Origin of the sequence: Mycobacterium sp. ITM-2016-00317 (genome assembly GCF_002968295.1) — a bacterium.
GTDB lineage: Bacteria > Actinomycetota > Actinomycetes > Mycobacteriales > Mycobacteriaceae > Mycobacterium.
In genome coordinates this window covers 814,253-831,272 of sequence record NZ_CP134399.1, presented here as the reverse complement: position 1 = coordinate 831,272, position 17,020 = coordinate 814,253, and the positions used below count along the sequence as shown (strand labels likewise).

The 17,020-nt window shown below is 67.7% G+C and carries 17 protein-coding genes, 1 pseudogene and 1 riboswitch; all 18 genes and pseudogenes read right to left on the bottom strand.

Features of this window, described 5'->3' with window-relative positions; genetic code table 11:
• Positions 1-2 precede the first annotated feature (2 nt).
• On the bottom strand, positions 3-785 hold the full coding sequence (locus C6A87_RS04055; RefSeq protein ID WP_311116094.1) for an alpha/beta hydrolase: 783 nt from the start codon (positions 783-785) through the stop codon (positions 3-5).
• A 10-nt stretch (positions 786-795) separates the two neighbouring features.
• Positions 796-1,547, bottom strand: a pseudogene (locus C6A87_RS04050) (DJ-1/PfpI family protein).
• A gap of 81 nt (positions 1,548-1,628) precedes the next feature.
• Positions 1,629-2,585, bottom strand: a complete 957-nt coding sequence (locus C6A87_RS04045; protein WP_311116093.1) for an o-succinylbenzoate synthase — start codon at positions 2,583-2,585, stop codon at positions 1,629-1,631.
• 14 nt (positions 2,586-2,599) lie between these two features.
• Positions 2,600-2,977 (bottom strand): multidrug efflux SMR transporter, encoded by a 378-nt coding sequence (locus C6A87_RS04040; protein ID WP_311116092.1) that lies wholly within the window; start codon positions 2,975-2,977, stop codon positions 2,600-2,602.
• A gap of 1 nt (position 2,978) precedes the next feature.
• Positions 2,979-3,293, bottom strand: coding sequence for an SMR family transporter (locus tag C6A87_RS04035; RefSeq protein ID WP_311116091.1), 315 nt, complete (start codon positions 3,291-3,293; stop codon positions 2,979-2,981).
• Between the two features lie 12 nt (positions 3,294-3,305).
• A riboswitch (guanidine-III (ykkC-III) riboswitch) is annotated at positions 3,306-3,371 on the bottom strand.
• Between the two features lie 53 nt (positions 3,372-3,424).
• A complete protein-coding gene (locus C6A87_RS04030) occupies positions 3,425-4,987 on the bottom strand; it encodes a long-chain-fatty-acid--CoA ligase (RefSeq protein WP_311116090.1) in 1,563 nt (520 codons plus the stop codon).
• 45 nt (positions 4,988-5,032) lie between these two features.
• A complete protein-coding gene (locus C6A87_RS04025; RefSeq protein WP_003932654.1) occupies positions 5,033-5,626 on the bottom strand; it encodes a TetR/AcrR family transcriptional regulator in 594 nt (197 codons plus the stop codon).
• Complete coding sequence (locus C6A87_RS04020; protein ID WP_311116089.1) at positions 5,572-6,594, bottom strand: oxygenase MpaB family protein; 1,023 nt, start codon at positions 6,592-6,594, stop codon at positions 5,572-5,574. Before C6A87_RS04020 ends, C6A87_RS04025 begins: the two co-directional genes overlap by 55 nt.
• A gap of 79 nt (positions 6,595-6,673) precedes the next feature.
• Positions 6,674-7,270, bottom strand: a complete 597-nt coding sequence (locus C6A87_RS04015) for a hypothetical protein (RefSeq protein ID WP_311116088.1) — start codon at positions 7,268-7,270, stop codon at positions 6,674-6,676.
• A gap of 2 nt (positions 7,271-7,272) precedes the next feature.
• Entirely contained in the window at positions 7,273-8,079 is an 807-nt protein-coding gene (locus C6A87_RS04010; RefSeq protein WP_311116087.1) for a mannan-binding family protein, read from the bottom strand.
• Positions 8,079-8,744, bottom strand: a complete 666-nt coding sequence (locus tag C6A87_RS04005; protein WP_311116086.1) for a DUF3329 domain-containing protein — start codon at positions 8,742-8,744, stop codon at positions 8,079-8,081. Before C6A87_RS04005 ends, C6A87_RS04010 begins: the two co-directional genes overlap by 1 nt.
• Positions 8,745-8,770: 26 nt before the next feature.
• Positions 8,771-10,021, bottom strand: a complete 1,251-nt coding sequence (locus C6A87_RS04000) for an MlaD family protein (RefSeq protein ID WP_311116085.1) — start codon at positions 10,019-10,021, stop codon at positions 8,771-8,773.
• Positions 10,018-11,379 carry an MlaD family protein gene (locus C6A87_RS03995; protein WP_311116084.1) on the bottom strand — a complete coding sequence of 454 codons (1,362 nt, stop codon included), beginning with the start codon at positions 11,377-11,379 and terminating at the stop codon, positions 10,018-10,020. The genes C6A87_RS04000 and C6A87_RS03995 overlap by 4 nt, the downstream gene beginning before the upstream one ends.
• Positions 11,379-12,497 (bottom strand): MCE family protein, encoded by a 1,119-nt coding sequence (locus C6A87_RS03990; RefSeq protein ID WP_311116083.1) that lies wholly within the window; start codon positions 12,495-12,497, stop codon positions 11,379-11,381. Before C6A87_RS03990 ends, C6A87_RS03995 begins: the two co-directional genes overlap by 1 nt.
• Complete coding sequence (locus C6A87_RS03985) at positions 12,494-13,549, bottom strand: MlaD family protein (protein ID WP_311116082.1); 1,056 nt, start codon at positions 13,547-13,549, stop codon at positions 12,494-12,496. The genes C6A87_RS03990 and C6A87_RS03985 overlap by 4 nt, the downstream gene beginning before the upstream one ends.
• Complete coding sequence (locus tag C6A87_RS03980) at positions 13,542-14,597, bottom strand: MlaD family protein (protein ID WP_311116081.1); 1,056 nt, start codon at positions 14,595-14,597, stop codon at positions 13,542-13,544. Before C6A87_RS03980 ends, C6A87_RS03985 begins: the two co-directional genes overlap by 8 nt.
• Complete coding sequence (locus C6A87_RS03975; protein ID WP_311116080.1) at positions 14,594-16,162, bottom strand: MCE family protein; 1,569 nt, start codon at positions 16,160-16,162, stop codon at positions 14,594-14,596. Before C6A87_RS03975 ends, C6A87_RS03980 begins: the two co-directional genes overlap by 4 nt.
• Complete coding sequence (locus C6A87_RS03970) at positions 16,163-17,020, bottom strand: MlaE family ABC transporter permease (protein WP_396836992.1); 858 nt, start codon at positions 17,018-17,020, stop codon at positions 16,163-16,165.

Here is a 17,020-nt window from a genome sequence, read left to right as displayed (position 1 = left end):
CCCTACAGCGTATCGGCGAAGAAATTGAGGATCGCGGTGTTGACGACCTGCGGCTTCTCGATGAAGCCAAGGTGGCCGGTGCCGGGGATCTCCAGGAATCGGCCGTTGGGCAGCGCGTTGGCGACCTCCCGGCCCAGATGGGACGGCAGCACCACGTCGTCGGCGAACCCGATCACCAGGGCAGGGGTGGTCACGTTCTGGTAGGCCGCCAGCCGGCTGCCCTGAGGGGCGATGTCGAGCTGGGTGCGGATGCCCGGCGTCGGCTTCTGCGGCCACATGGTGAACATGTCGATCCAGTCCCGCACGGCGCTGTCGTCGTTCAGGGTCTTCGGTGAGAAGCTCTCCAGCAGACGCACTTTCGCCTCGAACTCGACCGGGAGCTGGACGCCGGATTCGGCCAGTGCGCGTTCGCCCTGCCAGAAGAAGTCGCGGGTGCGGTCGTGGCGTCCACGGGTCGCCATCAGCACCGCGGAGCGGACCAGCTCGGGGCGGGCCACCATCAGTTCCTGGGCGATGTAGGAGCCCATCGAGACCCCGACGATGCGGACCGGCCCGATGCCCAGCTGCTCGATCAGCGCGGCCGTGTCGCCGACCATCGTCTCGGTGGTGAACCCCGACGCGTTCTCGGTGGCGCCGACGCCACGGTTGTCGAACGTCACACAGCGGTAACCGGCGCGGGTGAAGACGGGCACCTGGTGCAGGTGCCAGGTCCGCCCGGCCCCGCCACGACCGGCGATGAACAGCACGGGCTCCCCCGAGCCGCGTTCGTCGAAAGCTAAATTCACCCGCCCGACGCTACTGGAGCGAATCGGGCGCGCTGACGCGCCCTGAGTGTCGCCTTGCGCGCCGGATTCGCTTGAGGGCGGCGTCCCAGAGCAGCCCGGTGGAGGCGGCCAGCGCGGCGGGCGTGGCCATCTCCCTGCCCATCAGCGCGGTGGCCAGCGCCTTGGTCGACGCCGAGGCCTTCGACATGTGCCCGGAGTCGAACGGCGGCTGCGGGTCGTACTCGATCGCCAGCTGGATGGCCCTGGCCCGGGCCTCCCCGGCGATGCGACCGGCCAGCCAGAGGCCGAGGTCGATACCGGCCGACACCCCGGCCGCGGTCACGGTCCTGTCGTCGGCGACCACGATGCGCTGATCGCCGACCGGCTGCGCGCCCAGGGTCTTGAGCACCGGCAGCGCCGCCCAGTGCGAGGTGGCCCGTTTGCCGTCGAGCACCCCGGCCGCGGCCAGGATCACCGATCCCGAGCACACCGACGTTTCCACGTCGACGTCTCGTGCGCGCGGCGCACCCAGTCGAGCACCTTCTCGTCGCGGGCGTGTTCCATCGTCGAGAACCCACCGGGGACCAGGACGATGTCCGGGGCCGGCGTCTCGTCGAAGCCGTGGGTGGCGCCGATCAGCAGCACGTGCGAATCGGCGGCGATCGGGCCCGGCTGGTGCCACACGAACCGCACCTCGGCGTCGGGCAGCCAGCGCAGGCTTTCGTAGGGGCCGATGAAGTCCAGCGCGGTGAACCCCGGATACAGCATGATGGCGACCTGCACGGTGGGCTCCCTCGACGCTCGGGCGGATGCCCTCAGTCTGGGCGGCCCCGGCCGTGCCGTCCAGGGCATACATCCGGCAGCTCAGGGCAACAGCGGGTAGCACTCGCGCACCCGGTCGATCCACCACTGCCTGCGCTCGGCCGGTGCGGCCAGCGCGGCGATCCGGTCGGGATCGGGCGGGACCGGCGCGGCGGGCAGCGTGCCGTCGACGGGGACGACCGGTGCGGCGACATCATCGACGAACAGCCCGCCGGTGCCCAGGCCGCAGGCATGCCCGAGCGCCGGCAGGCAGCCCGCGGCGACCAGCCCGGCACCGATGCCGACCGCGGAGTCCAGCGCGCTGGAGACCACGACCGGGACGTCGATCTGCGCGGCGATCCGCAACATCGCGTGCACTCCGCCCAGCGGAGCGACCTTCAGCACCGCGATGTCGGCGGCTCCGCTGCGCACCACGTGCAGGGGGTCGTCGGCCTTGCGGATGCTCTCGTCGGCGGCGACCGGCACCTCGACCCGGCGCCGCACCTCGGCCAGTTCGGCCACGGTGCGGCACGGCTGCTCCAGGTATTCGAGCGGGCCGCCGGCGGTCAGCGCCCGCGCCGCGTCGACGGCCTCCTCGACCGTCCACCCGCCGTTGGCGTCCACCCGCACCGTGGCCACCGCGGCGCGCACGGCCTCGACGCGGGCGACGTCGTCGGCGAGGGTCTGGCCGGGTTCGGCCACCTTCACCTTCGCGGTGCGGGCGCCGGGGAACCGCGCGAGCACCGCGGGAACCTCCTCCGGGGCGACCGCGGGCACCGTCGCGTTGATCGGGATGCTCGGACGCACCACCTCGGGCAACGGGCGGTAAGCAGCCTCCACCCCGGCAGCCAGCCAGTGAGCGGCCTCCGCGGGGCCGTACTCGACGAACGCCCCGAACTCGCCCCAGCCGGCGGGGCCGTCGATCAGCGCGAGTTCCCGCGTCGTGATGCCGCGGAAGCGCACCCGCATCGGCAACGCCACCACGTGCAGCCGGTCCAGGATGTCGGCGAGGTCCACCACCGCCTCATCGTGCCTCAGCGGCCGGAGCGCTCCACCACCGGCGGCCGGGGGTCGGCACCGGCCTTCCTGCCGGCGCCCGACGGCAGCATCTGGAGGCCGACGACCGCGACGATGATCCCGCCCAGGAACACCACCTTGCCCAGCGAGACGGCCTCGATGCCGGTGACCATCGCGTAGCCGACGGTCAGCGCGGCACCCAGGCCCGTCCACACCGCGTAGGCCGTGCCGATCGGGATGTGCTTGGCTGCCCAGCCGAGGCCGATGATGCTGGCCAGCGTCGCCACCGCGAACACCGCGGTGGGCACCGGTTCGCGCAGACCGTCGCTCGCACCGAGTGCGGTCGCCCACACGGCTTCCAGCACTGCGCTGAGAATCAGGACCGCCCACGGCATGTCAGCTCACCGCCTTGAGTCCGACGACGCTTCCGACCAGCACGAGAAGCAACACCATCCGGGCGGTGGAGGCCGTCTCCCGCTTGGTCGCGATCGCCCACAGCACCGTCAGCGTGGCGCCGATACCGACCCAGACCGCATACGCCGTGCCCGTCGGCAACGACGTCATCGCGTACGCGAGGCCGACCAGGCTCGCGGGCATCGTGACGAGGATGACCAGCAGCGTTCGCCAGCGCCGGAAACCGTTCGACATGCCGAGTGCCGTCGCCCAGACGGCCTCGAGGAATCCACTGATCACCAGAATCAGCCAGGCCACAAGACACTCCTCGGTGAGTCAGTCTTGTCGCTGCGGGTACTGCTCCCTCGTCCGCCAGCACCCAGGATCGGGCGCTGCACCAGCCAGGTTACCCAAGTGTTTCGCCCCGGTCATGTCCCGGAAACAACCGCCTACACGGTGGCGCGGTCGCGGCCCTCCCAGTGCGGCTTGCGCAGCTCCTTCTTCAGGATCTTGCCGGTCGGGTTGCGGGGCAGGTCGTCGGCGATCTCGACGGACTTCGGACACTTGTAGGCGGCCAGCCGTTCGCGCGCGTAGGCGATCAGGTCCGCTTCCGAAGCCTCCCCGTCGAGCACCACGACCGCCTTGACCACCTCGCCCCACTTGTCGTCGGGCACCCCGATCACCGCGACCTCGGCGACGGCCTCGTGTTCGGCCAGCACCCGCTCCACCTCGATGGAGTAGATGTTCTCCCCGCCCGAGATGATCATGTCCTTGAGCCGGTCCTCGACGAAGATGTAGCCGCCCTCGTCGACGCGGCCGATGTCTCCGGAACGGAACCAGCCGTCCTCGGTGATCGCCTCGGCGGTGGCCTCGGGCTTGTTGTGGTAGCCCTTCATCAATTGCGGTGAGCGGAACCACAATTCGCCCTGCTTGCCGGCCGGGACGTCCTCCAGGGTGTCCGGGTCGACCACCCGGACCTCGGCGTTGGGCACCAGTGTGCCCGCGCTGGACAGCCGCTCCTCCTTGCCGGGGTCGCGGTGGGCCTCGGGCAGCAGGTGGCTGACGACGCCGCACAGTTCGGTCAGCCCGTAGGCCTGCATGAAATCGGTGTCCGGCCAGGCCTGCAGCGCCTGACGCAGCAGCGGCAGCGGCATCGGGGACGCGCCGTAGGCGAACGTCTTGAGCGACGCGAACAGCTTGACCGCGTCCTCGCCGGCGTCGAGCACCTTGGCCAGCACTGCCGGCACCAGGAACGTGCGGTTGGCGCCCTTGAGGATCGCCCCGGCCAGGGTCATGCCGTCGACGTCGCGGGTCATCACGCTCGGGAAGCCGTCGTGAATCCCGAACTGCACGTACGACGATCCGCCGACGTGGAACAGCGGCATCGACACCATGTTCTTGTCGCCCTCGTCGAACTCGAAGCCCTCGTGCGCGTTCACGGTGTGGGCGATGAGGTTGGCCTGGGTGAGCTCGACGCCCTTCGGCCTGCCGGTGGTCCCGGACGAGTACATGATGGTGCACACGTCGCCGGGTTCGACGTCGCCGGAGCGCTCCACCGCGGTGGCGGCGTCCAGCATCGCCTCGTACTCGTCGCCGCCCTCGGGTTTGACGGAGACGACGTGCTCGATGCCGGTGAGCCGGTCGCGGATGCCGTCGATCGCGTCGCGGAACTCCTCGCCGACGAGAAGCAGCTTGGCGCCGGAATCGTTGAGGACGTAGTCGAGTTCGTCGGCGGACAGCCGGAAGTTGATGATCGCGTTGGCCGCACCCAGCGACGCCGCGGCGAGGGTGAGCTCGACACAGGCGGGGTGGTTCTTGTCGAGGAAGGCCACCACGTCGCCGCGCGCGACGCCGCGTTCGGTGAGCGCACCGGCGAGCCTGCGTACCCGGTCGTTCCACTGCGACCACGTCCACGACCGGTCCAGATAGTCCATCGCTTCTGCGTCGGGTGTGGTACTCGCCCAATGCGCGAGGCGCTCGTCGAGGAATCGCGGTTCGGGCAGATCGGCCATGGCCAGAAGCGTGCCATGGCGTCGGGTGCCGTTCAGCGGATTTGCTCAATCTCCGCGCACGAGCGGGGCGAGGTACTTCTCGGCATACCTGACGACCGCGTCGTCGTCGGTGACGTCGAGCACGGCGGTGTTGATCTGAACCAGCGAGGCGGCCAGCCGGATGTGTACCTCGGCGACGGCCAGCAGTTCGTCATCGGGCATCGTGGCGCCGGCCGACCGCAACGCCTTCGCCATCGCCGTCGCGGCGCTGACGAGGAACAGCCGGGCCTCGTCCACCATGTCCTTGGTGGCGGTGAACTCGCCGTCGAGTTGGAGGAATCTGCGCATCACCGGCTCACCGGTGAGCAGCCGGACTCCTTCGCGGAACGCGGCCACCGCCGCCTGCTGCGGCCCGGAATCGATCGGTACGGTCTGCAGCCGCGCCATCGCGAAGTCGAACGTCTGCCGCCCCAGCTCGGTGATCAGGGCATCCCGGGTGGGGAACCGGCGGTAGAGCGTGCTGCGGCTGACCCCGGCCTGCCGGGCCACCACATCCATGCTCAGCCTGCCCACGCCGACCAGCGCGACCTCTTCGGCGGCCGCCTTCAGGATCGCCGATTCCTGCGCTGTCGCGCCGTCAGTGTTGCGTGCCCGTCGCATCCCAGGTCAGCTCGCCGGGCAGCCGGCGGCGCGAACGAGTCCAGCGCGACGGAGCGGTGCAACCGCACCAGCTTCTCGTACTCGATTCGATTGCGGGCCAACGGGATCAGCAGGAGCCTGTCCGGCAGCGTGCGCCAGGCGAGCTGCAACACCCGACTGTACAGCGCGAACTCCCGGTCGTGGCGTTCGTCCCACCGGAATCCCGTCATCTCCCGGATGTCGGGATGCAGGATGCCGAACGAGCAGACCTTCACCACCCGTCCGGCCAACGGGCGCAACACCATCCACGTCGGTGTCAGCGCCATCCGTACCAGAGGCGGCAGCACCAAGGTCGGCAGCGGGAGCCGGGTCAGATCCTCGGTGACCCGCTGCAGAAACGGATTAGTGGCCAGTTCGTCGCGGACCATCGCGTCGTAGTAGGCGACCGCCTCGGCGTAAGTCGCAGGCAGCTTCGCACTCTTGCCCGGTAGTTCCAGCGACCGGAAGCCTTCCAGGAGTTGCTGGTAGGCGACCTCACGTTCGTCGTCGGTCAGTGTGATGCCCGTACACGGCGTGAACGAGTTGAGTACCAGGAACAGGCCGCTGACCGCGATCCAGTTCCACAGTTTCGGGTCCAGCGCGCTGTAGCGCACGTCGGCGAACTCGCCGGTGCCCCGCCCGCGGACGTCGCGATGCATCGTCTTGAGCCGGTTTCCCTCGGCAGCCCGGTCCGTCGCGTCACCCCAGATGGCGAGCAGCGCGGAAAAGCCGCTGCGCACGCCGCGATCGGCGAAGTTCGACGCGAACCGGCCGGTGCGGTCGACGGCGGCTGCCACCGGCACCAGGGCTACTTCGTCGAAGGCGGCGGCGCCGAAGAGCCCACCCAGGACACTGCCGGAGTGCTTGCGGAATTCGTAGATGACCTTGGGACGGACGTTCTTGGCGACGGAGTCCCCCGACGTCTCGGACTCCCCGGCGATCGCGACCATTGCGCCTCCCGACATTGTCGTTGACACAAAGACTAGCTTTCTGTGTCAACATGTCAATGGCGGTTCCTGTTGCGGCGCGTCAGGCGCCGTTGCAGACCCCCGAGTCGCGGATCACGGTGCCGTACACGTTCGCGGTCGCGATGTTGGCGTTGATCTGGCCGGACGGCAGCCGCTGCTTGATCTTGTCGCTGATCTGGGTGAACTGATACCAGAGCCGGTAGAACGAATCGCCATGGAACAGCGGCGAATACTCGCTCTGGTCCGGATAGTTGATGATGAACAGCGTGTGCGCACGCGGGTCGAGGAACGCCGCGGACTGGTCGAGGTTGGCCGCGACGAGGCCGCCGGCCTCGGTCACCCCCGGCGCGGTCCAGACGTCGTGCTGGTCGGCGAGGAAGTTCTGAAATCCGTACACCTGGTTCATCAGCTCGCCGTACTGGGCGTTGAGCCATTGACACGATTCGCGCTCCGCGGTGATCTGCTGCGGTGTGACACGGTTCTGCCAGAGGTTGTACGGGAACACCGTGTAATTGGGTTGCCAGGCCGACGGATACGGGGTGAACACCGGCATCGTCGGCGCGGCACCCGCGGGTTGGGCGCCACTGACCGGCGCGAGCGCGAGCATCGGCACCACCAGCGCCACCATCCCCCACTGGATCAGCCGCCGCCGAAACATGGCTACCCGCCGCCGAACTCGGGGCGAAGTACCGGCGCCAACGCCGAAAGCGGTATGTGGGCCTGCACCGTCCCACCGTCCATCGACCACTGCATGAGCCCCGGGGTGAAATTGGTCGGGGAATCCCGTCCGACCGGATAATCCGGCATGTAGATGACGAGTTCCCCGGGTGTCAGCGCCCAGGCCTTGTACGCGCCGGAGTACACCTTGTCCGGGGTCCAGCGGTCCGGGGTGAACGGATAGGCGCCGGGCTGGTGCTGCGGCGGTGCGGCATCGAGGGCAGCGACGATGAATGGCGCACCCAGGCGCGGGATCTCGGCCAGGTGGTCGACGCCAGGTTTGAACAGATCGGCCAGTTGCAACTGCCGCCCGCCGGCGAAGGTGAAGGTGCGGTAGGCGTCGCTGACGATGGGCGCATTCGGATGCGCCAGGGCGTCGGTGCCGACCGTACCCGAGTACATCTCGTGGAAGACGGCCGTCATCGCCTCGCCATGCTGAAAGATCTGGAACTGCTGCTCTCCGAAGCTGTTCTGAACCATCTTCGTCGCCGCATTGCGCCAGTTGTTCATCAGGTTGGTGAGATACTCGCGAATTACGGGGTTCTCCACGAGATCCCCGGGCAGCGCCATCTTGATGTTTCGGACCGCCTTGCGTTCCGACACCACCGATGTCGTACAGAATTGCCCGTCCCACTGACCGCCCAGCTCATCACAGAACGAGGGTGCTGACGCCGACACGGGCGATGCGGTGGCCAACGCGGCCGCCACCACCACAGCGACCGCACTACTGCGAATGAACCGGCGCATCATTACGGGAGTTCGACTTTGCTCGCGCGCCAACGTCCGTCGACGTTCTCCATGGTCATTTTGATACGGCTGCGGTCGATGCGCGGATCGGGGACCGCGGAATTGGACACCGACTGGTCGACGAACAACAGCACCACGACCTTGTCCTTGGACGCCGATTGCACGGCCGACTCGACGACGACGCCGTGCGCGGCCGCCTTGTTGTCGATGAGCAGCTGACGCAGTTCCACGCTGGATTTGGAGTACATGTCCTTGAACTCACCGGTCGCTCCGTCGAGCACCGCGTCGAAGTTCTCGTCGACCTTCGCCGAATCGATGCTCGTCAGAATCTGCGCATACTGGACCGCGGTGGCCTGCGCCTGCTCACCTGCACGGGTCACCTGATCGTCCTGCCACAGCTTCCAGCCCAGGAAGCCCACTGCCGCGAGCAGCACCACGAACGCCGCGGCCAGCGCGCCCGGCAGCACGGGACGACGCCACTTGCGTGCGGTGGGTCGGTCGTCGTCCCCGCCGGCATCGGTGTCAGCGGCCTCGGTGTCAGCGGTGTCAGCGGCCGTGTCGGCCTCGGTACCCGCCGACTCGGCAACAGCAGCGTCGGATCCCTCTGGGACGTCTCCGCCGTCGGGCTTCTCGGCGGCGGCCTTGTCGTCGTCGGTGCTCACGGACATCATCATCTCCTAGCGACGTGCTCGGGTCAGCGGGGCGGCTCGATGGGTAGCGTTGGGCCGCCGTAGGGCGTCGGAATCGTGTAGCGCCCCTTCGGGGTTGGATCGGTCTGTCGACCGAGATCCGCTCCCGCGGGCGGACCGGCGCCGTCATCGCCCGCCGGACGCGGCGCGTTCTTCGCCCCACGGACGAGTACGCCGGGATGGTCGTCGCGGCAGTAGGTGTACATGTACGGCTCCGGATAGTCCGCCGACGACGGTGCCCGCCGAGGCGTGCCGTACTCGCAGGTGTAGCGCGGGTAGATGTCGCCGGTCGCCCACAGCCCGTTGTCGTGCATCACGCTGCCGATGGCATCCAGGACCGACGTGCGGTAGTCCGGGAACAACGCGTGCAGTGCCGGAACCCTCAGGTAGAGCAGCTGCGAGGTGGTGGTCAGGCTCCCCAGCAATTGGACCATCGTCTCGGAGTTGTCGGCGAACAGATTGTCGACCGACGTCAACGTGCCCGGCGTCCGCTCGGTCAGCCTGCGGAAGCCCTCTCGCATCCGGTTCACGCCCTGGAACGTCCCGTCCAGATTCGCCGAGGCGACCTCGATACCGGCGTTCTTGTCAGCCGCAAGGGTGAGCACCACCCGGCTGGTGCGCAGCATCGTGGAGGTCTCGGGCAGCACCGAATCCAGTGTCGACAGCAGGAACGTGCCGCCGTCGATGATGTCGGCGAGCTTCTCCGGGCCCGCCTCACTCATGCTGAGCTCCTTCTTGATCAGCTCGAGTTTGGCGGGGTCCACCTGCCTCAGCGCGCCGTCGGCGTTCGCGAGCAGGTCGGCCAGGCTCACCGGAATGGTCGAGTTCTCCTGGGAAACCACACTTCCGTCGCCGAGATAGGGGCCCGCATCGCTGTCGGCGACGAAGTCGATGTACTGCTCGCCGGCCGGCGACAGCCCAGACACCCGGACCTCGCTCGCCGCCGGCACCGCCACCGTCGAATCGACCGTCACCACGGCGTTCACCCCGGCAGGCGTGATGTCGAGACGTTCGACCTTGCCGATCGGCACACCGCGCATCGTGACGTTCTGATTCGGCAGCAGACCCGCCGAGGCCGGCAGCGCCACTGTCACGCGGTAGCTCGACCCGAGCGGGTTGACCTGCAACGCGCCGAGGAACAGATACGCCGCCGCGACGACGAACGTGAGGACCAGTGCGCCTGCCGACAGCCAGGCGCGACGCCGGTGGCCCGCCCGGACGATCCGGACGGTGCGGTCGGCCACGGCGCCGATCATCGTGGTACCTCGGCAGGCAGCAACGGCCCGGGAGCAGGCGCAGGCCGCGGCGGCGGGGGCGCCGGCAGCCCCGGTCCCGGGGGCGCTTGTGACGCCTGGGTCGGCGGCGGGGTCCACACCGATGCCGGTGGCGGCTGCGGTATCGCGCCCGGCGGAGATGGCGGGGGCGGCGCCGCGGCACCCCCCGGAACGGTGATGATCTGCCCCGGCTCCGTCGGGCTCGGAATGACTTGCAGCTGCGGCACTCCGGTTCCCTTGCCCACCAGCCGCTCCTGCAGGCGGAAGAGTGTGAACTGCAGCGACCCGACGAGCTGGTGCCAGTTGTAGCGCTTGGGTCCGTGCAGGCCGGTGTCTCCGGTGAACCCGATATCGGGAATCGATCCGAGGATCAGCCGGTCGATGCTGGCACGCACCGCGATCGCGTTGCTGGTCGTGGACTTGATGAAGGGCGGCATCAACCGGTTGAGCGCGAAGAGCGTCGCGTCGGGGGTCAGCACCACGTCGTTCCACGCACCGGCGATCGTGTTCGCGTCGGCGATGACGCTTCGACCGCTGGTGTCGGTGCCGGCGATCGACGGGAACTTCCGCAGCTGGTCTCCGGTGTCCCCGATTTGCAGCACCAGATCGGCGATCTGGTTGGTGTGGGCGGCCAACGTGTCGGTCGCAGGGCCCGCGGCGTCCATCACCTCCCCCAGCGCCTCATTCTTGGCGTTGAGCTGCTGTGCCAGCCGTGACGTCTCGGACAGCGCTGTCGAGATCTCGTCGGAACGGGCGTTGAGCTTTCCCAGGGTGCTGTTCGTCTTACGGATGAGATCGCCGAATGCCTGGCCCTGATCGCCGGTCGCGCGGCCGAGGCCGTTGATGATGTTGGTGAAGTTGCGCACCGCACCGCCGTTGACGAGGATCGCCGCGGAGCTCAGCACCGACTCGACGGTGGCTGCGGCCGTGGTGGAGTCGATGGGAATGGTGTCACCGTCGCCGAGCAGCGGGGTCCCGGGACCGGCAGGGCCGGGCGGCCTGATCGACACGAACACGTCCCCCAGCGGCGTCGCCGACCGCAGTTCGGCGGTACTGCCCTTCGGCAGTTGCACTCCGTCTCTGATCCGCAACGTCGTCACCGCGGTGTAGTTGCGCGCCTCTATCGACTCCAGCTGGCCGATGTCGGCCCCGGCCAGTCTGACCTTCGCCATTGCAGGCAGATTGAGCGCGTTGGAGAACACTGCATTCAGCGTGTAGCCACCGGAACCGCCACCGGGAGCGGGCAGCGGCAGGGCCGCCAAACCCTCTGAGGCGCAGGCGGACAGCGACAGGCTGCTGACCATGGCGGCCGCCACCACGGATTTCACCCGGCCGGCCATCACTTCTGCCCCATCGCCGCAAGTCCGTCCAGGACGTAACTCAATCCGAAGTCAGGTCCGAAATCCTGCAATGTGCCGGTACTGCACCCTAGTTGGCGCAGTCCCATCATGTTGCACACCTCTTTGACCGCTTGTGTTTCGAAGAGCACTTTGTCGGTGAGGACATGGACCCGAAGGGCCCCGTTGGTCCGGTCGATCGCGTTGTAGATGTTGTCCAGCGTCAACGGCGCCAGATCGAGGAACTCGGCGAGATCGCGCCGATGCTCCACCGTCGTGGTCAGCGCCGTGTCGCCGTTGGCGACGATCTGCTTGATCGCGTCCCGGTGGGTGTCGAGAACCTCGCCCAACTGGTTGACCACGTCGTTGATCCTGCTCCCCGTAGTCCCGGTGCCGAAGTTCTCGTCGGCCAGCACCTGACTGAGTTGCCGGACGGTCGAGCCGAATTCCCGCAACGTGGAGTCGTTGTCGGCGGCCGCCTCGAACAGCGTGCTGACGTTTCTGATGATCGCGGTGAGCTGATCGCGGGTCACCGCGCCACGATCGGAGCTCAGTCGCAGGGCATTCGACAGTTCCCCCAGCGCATCCTTGATCTGTTGACCGTTGCCGTCGGCGATGGCTGCACTGGCGTCGACGACGGAGCCGATCGGGCCGGCGCCCTTGCCGTCTCCGCGCAGTGAGGTCGACAGCTTGTCGAGCACGTCGAGCACTCTGGCGAACTCCACCGGGGTCCTGGTGCGGTTCAGCCCGATTGTGTCGTGGTTCTGCAACGTCGGCCCGTCGCGGTACGGCGGGGTCAGCTCGATCTGCCGATCGGTCAGGATCGAGTTGGAGATCGTCACCGCCTGGACATCGGCCGGGACCCGCACGTCGCCGTCCACGGTGAAGTCGACCTCCACATAGCCGCCCTTGGGAACGATCTTGGTGACCTTGCCCACCGGCATCCCCAGCACCGCAACCGTATTGCCCTCGTAGAGGCCGGCTGCGCTGTCGAACTGAGCGGTGACCGAGATGGTATCGAGTTCGTCGCCCAGATAGGACCACCCGACGGCGGCCGCCACCACGACAACAGCAAGGACCGCCGCGATCAGCACCGCCAACTTCTTCCTGGCGCTCGTCATTTGCAGTCCTGGAAGTACTCGATCATGCCCAACTGTTTGGCGCGGCCGCTGATGGCGCACATCCATGAATCCACCGCAAGTCCGTTGGCGGCGTTGAAGTCGACGGCATTACCGTTGCCGGTGGCGTTGGCCAACCCGCGCAGGGCCAGCGGTCCCGATTGCAGGATGCTCCGGACCAGATCGTCGTGCTGGGCCAGCATGTCGGAGAGTTCGCGGACATTGACCAGCAGCGCTTCCAGCTCCGGGCGGTCATCGATGATGATATCGCTCAGTGTCTGAACGAGATTGGTGATCGAATCCATCAACGCGTGGAAGGATGCCCGCCGCATCACGAACTCCCCGACCAGATCGTTGCCCTGGCGGACCATGCTGGCGATGTTCGCCTGCTGGCGCCGCAGCGTGCTGCTGACCACCTCGGTGGTCTCCAGTAGTGACCCCAGTTGGTCGCGGCGCTCGGCGATGATCGTCGCCAGTGTGTGGGTATTGGCCATCGCCTGCGGGACCACCGGCGGCAGCCCTTGCAGCTGCCTGCCGAGGATGTCCAACGTCTCGGCGAACTTGTCGGAATCGACCTGTTCGAAGGTGGTTGTCACGTCGGTCAGGGCTTCCTGAAGGTCGTAGGGGACCTCCGTGTGGGACAGGTCGAGCGTGTCGTCGGGCAGCGAGCCCTCACCGGCAGGCTGAAGGGCCAGGTACCGCGACCCGAGGATCGTCGTGACCTTGATGACGGCCCGGGAGTCCTCGCCGAGAGCGACGTCGTTGCGGACCGTGAGTTCGGCCTCCACGTGATCGCCGGCCAGTTCCATGCTCAGCACCTCGCCGACCGGGATCCCGGCGACGGTGACCGGGTTTCCCGGCCGTAGCGCCGCGGCCTGCAGGAACTGCGCGGTGACCTTGCGGTACCCCACGTCGGCGGCCTGCACCAACAGAAGGGCCCCGATCAGCACCACCACGACGCCGACGGCGACGGTCCCGAGCCACACCTTGTTGCGGTCCTCGAGAGGCCGCCGCCGTGAACGGTTCTTCTTCGACGTCCTACTCGATCTAGCCATTGGCCATGTTCCTGCACTTCGGCGAATACCTGGCGTCGTTGCCGGGGGTCGCGGCATCGACGATGATCGGCGTGACGTCGTTGAGTCCGGGGAAGAAGCCGGTGGCATTGAGGTCACACGCGTACGCGTTGGCGTATGCCCCTTCGCTGGTGATCCTGGCGAATCCCTTGAGCAGCAACGGCAGGTTGGCCCCCGTGAACGCCAACTGCGGTTCGATGCTGACCAGGTGCTGGGCGAACCCGGGTTCCCGCTCGACCAGCTGGTTCAGCGACGGATACACCTGATCGGTGATATCCGACAGCTGCCGTACCACCCGGGCCATCGATCCTGTCGCCTCCACCAGTTCCGGGCGGCGGCGGTCGAACGTCGCCACCGTCGACTGCACCTGGGTGAGCACCTGATCCAAGCTGTCGTTGTGCTGGGCCAGGTTGCCCATCACCGTGTTCAGATCGGTGATCACCGTGCCGAGTTCTTGGTCGCGACCGGCGAACGACTCCGTCAACACCGATGTCTGGTCGACGAGCGCGGTGATCGACGCCTCGTCGCCCTGCAACGACTCGATGACGCCTTTGGTCAGGTTGTCGGCGTCGCGGGGATTCAGCACGCTGAACAACGGCTCGTAACCGTTGAGCAGCGTCGTCACGTCGAATGACGGATCGGAGCGTTCGATGGGGATGGTGCTGCCTGCGGGCAGTGCGCCGGGATCGCCGGTCTTGCCCAGCGACAGACCGAGATACCGCTGACCGACGATGTTCTGGTAGGTCACCGATGCGACGGTGGTGCCCAACAGCTGCTGCTGGCTCTGCACCACGAACGACACCTTGGCGAGATCGCCGTGCAGCTCGATCTTTTCGACGCGGCCGACGCGGACACCGGCCATCCGCACGTCGTCGCCTTCGCGTAGGCCGAACACGTCGGTGAACATCGCCGCGTACGGCACCGTCGGTCCCGCGACGTCGCGCCGCAGCGTCACGTACACCAGCCAGGTCAACGCGATGGCGACGACCATGAAGATCGAAAGCCCTGCCAATGCACCGCGGTACTTCATCGAGGCTCCTCGCTGGCGGTTTCCGCCGCCGACACCGTCGTTCCGCGCGCGACCGGTCCGAGCAGCAGCTGGGTCGCCACCGTCGCGGGCGCTCCGGTGATCACGCCGAGCTGGGCGCGTTCGTGTTGACTGCCAACGGGTCCTACGTTCCCTCCGAAGGACGCAGGGGCGGCTGCCTGCGCCCGCGGCGGATCCCACGGCTTCGGCGCGACCGGCGCAGCCGGAGACAGCGGCACCGGAGGCGCAGGGACGGGAACCAGCCCGGGGCTGGCGGTGCCGGGCACCGGCGGCGACGGGGGCATCCACGGCGGCAGCGGCGGATTAGGGTCGGCCAGATTGGGATTCGGGTTCACCAGCGGCGGACCCACAGCGACCAGGTTCCCGTTCGGTCCGATCTCGGTGCCGGGCGGCGGCGCGAGATCCGGTGGCGGCCGATAGTTCTGCGGCAGCAGCACGTCCGGCAATTCCGGGCGCGTCGGCACCAGCGGGGCGGTGAAGCAGCTCGGCCCCTTCAGCCCGGCGTACTGGGGGCAGTCGGCTCGGGTGTAGCTGTACGTCGGCGTGAACGACAGGTTCACCCGCATGTTGCCGATGTCGTGTTCGTGAATCCACACCTGGTCGAAGAACTTTCCCGACAGTTGGTTCATCTTCAGGAACGCAGGCACCCAATGACGCGACGTGTCGGCGAGGCTGCCGATCACAGGGGTCAATTCGGAGGTGATCCGGACCAGGCGATCGGTGTGGTTGCTCAGTGCGGTGTGCGTGGTGGACACCGTGTTCACGCCGCCGTTGACGAGCGCGGTGAGTTGCGCGTCCTGTTCGACGAGCGTGCGCATGGGCTGTACCGCCTGATGCAGCGCGTCGACGAGGTCCGGGGCGGTCTGCTGAAGTCCCCGCGTCGCATCGACCAGCGCGGAGACGGTGGTCGGTCCCGGATCTGTGGCGACGATGCGGTCGAGCTCGTCGACCATTCTGTTCAATTGCGCACCGCCGGTGAGCAACTCGGTGCGCCGGCCTTCGGTTGCAGCCTGGACCGCGGCGAGAATGCCGATCGTACGATCCTCGCGGCCCCTGCCGGTGGCGGCGAGGACGTCACGCAGCTTGCTGATGGTCGTCTGGAACAACACGGTCGGCAGCTCGGTGTCTTCGGGAATCTCGGCGCCCGCCTGAATCGGCGGCCCCCCGGCCCGGTCGACGAGTTGCACCGACGACACGGCGAACACGTTGCTGGGCACCACCCGCGCGGTCACCCCCGCCGGAATCGACGCCGCATACTCCTGATTGAGGTCGATGTGCACGAAGTTGGGTTCGCCGTAAGCCGCGGGTGTGACGTCGGTGACCGCGCCGACCAGCACGCCGTGGTACTTGACGTCGGAGCGCTGCGGCAGTCCGTCGCCGACGTTGACCATGGCGGCGACGACTCGCACCACGGTTTCCAGCCGTCCGGTCGACTTGATCAACAGCGTGGCGGTGACGAGGGACACGACGATCAGCAGTGCGACGCCACTGCCCAGCAGCTGCCGATCAGTGGGGCCGCGCCCGTCCAGCTCAAAGGAATTCGCCACTCAGCCCCCGAACCTCGCGCCGGCGTCGATGGACCACAGCGCCATCGTGAGAAGCATGTTCACCATGATCACGACGGTGATACTGGCGCGCATGGCGTGTCCGGCAGCGACGCCCACCCCGACCGGACCGCCGCTGGCGTAGAACCCGTAGTAGCACTGGACCGTCGAGGCGATCCACACGAAGATCACCGTCTTGAGCACCGAGTACAGGATGTCCTGCCCGGCCAGCATCAGCGTGAAGTAGTGCAGGTATGAGCCCGTGGCTCCGCCGCTGATGACCTGGACCACGATCTGGGTGGTCAGGTAGCTGACCGCCAGACAGACGACGTAGAGCGGGATGACCGCGATCACCGAGGCCATCAGGCGCGTGGTCACCAGGTACGGAATAGGCCGGATGCCAAGGGATTCCAGCGCGTCGATCTCCTCGGCGATGCGCATCGAACCCAGCTGCGCGGTGAACCGGCAGCCGGCCTGGGTGGCGAACGCGAGCGAAGCGGCGATCGGGGCGAGTTCTCTGGTGTTCACCAACGACGAGATGACGCCGGTCGCAGGCCCGAGGCCCAGCAGGTCGAGGAAGTTGTACCCCTCGATCCCGACGAGAGCGCCGACGGTGATGCCCAGCACGACGGCCACGCCCGCGGTTCCGCCGCCGACGACCAAAGAGCCGTTGCCCCAGGCGACGTCCGACAGCAGCCGGACGAACTCGGCGCGGTAATGACGCACCGCGACGGGTATGCCGATCAGCGCGCGGCCGAAGAAGACGAGCATGTGGCCCAGCCGGATGATCGGCGCGGTCGTCCCGTGGTAGAGACGCCGCACCGGCTTCAGGAATCTGGGCGAATAGGTCGAGGCTGTCAC

Bases quoted from the DNA above. Each gene is read 5' to 3' on its own strand.
- C6A87_RS04000 (WP_311116085.1), bottom strand. From the start codon at position 10,021: ATGATCGGCGCCGTGGCCGACCGCACCGTCCGGATCGTCCGGGCGGGC.
- C6A87_RS04030 (WP_311116090.1), bottom strand. From the start codon at position 4,987: ATGGCCGATCTGCCCGAACCGCGATTCCTCGACGAGCGCCTCGCGCAT.
- C6A87_RS04040 (WP_311116092.1), bottom strand. From the start codon at position 2,977: ATGCCGTGGGCGGTCCTGATTCTCAGCGCAGTGCTGGAAGCCGTGTGG.
- C6A87_RS04020 (WP_311116089.1), bottom strand. From the start codon at position 6,594: ATGGTCGCGATCGCCGGGGAGTCCGAGACGTCGGGGGACTCCGTCGCC.
- C6A87_RS03980 (WP_311116081.1), bottom strand. From the start codon at position 14,597: ATGAAGTACCGCGGTGCATTGGCAGGGCTTTCGATCTTCATGGTCGTC.
- C6A87_RS03990 (WP_311116083.1), bottom strand. From the start codon at position 12,497: ATGACGAGCGCCAGGAAGAAGTTGGCGGTGCTGATCGCGGCGGTCCTT.
- C6A87_RS04005 (WP_311116086.1), bottom strand. From the start codon at position 8,744: ATGTCCGTGAGCACCGACGACGACAAGGCCGCCGCCGAGAAGCCCGAC.
- C6A87_RS03995 (WP_311116084.1), bottom strand. From the start codon at position 11,379: ATGGCCGGCCGGGTGAAATCCGTGGTGGCGGCCGCCATGGTCAGCAGC.
- C6A87_RS04010 (WP_311116087.1), bottom strand. From the start codon at position 8,079: ATGATGCGCCGGTTCATTCGCAGTAGTGCGGTCGCTGTGGTGGTGGCG.
- C6A87_RS04025 (WP_003932654.1), bottom strand. From the start codon at position 5,626: ATGCGACGGGCACGCAACACTGACGGCGCGACAGCGCAGGAATCGGCG.
- C6A87_RS03985 (WP_311116082.1), bottom strand. From the start codon at position 13,549: ATGGCTAGATCGAGTAGGACGTCGAAGAAGAACCGTTCACGGCGGCGG.
- C6A87_RS04015 (WP_311116088.1), bottom strand. From the start codon at position 7,270: ATGTTTCGGCGGCGGCTGATCCAGTGGGGGATGGTGGCGCTGGTGGTG.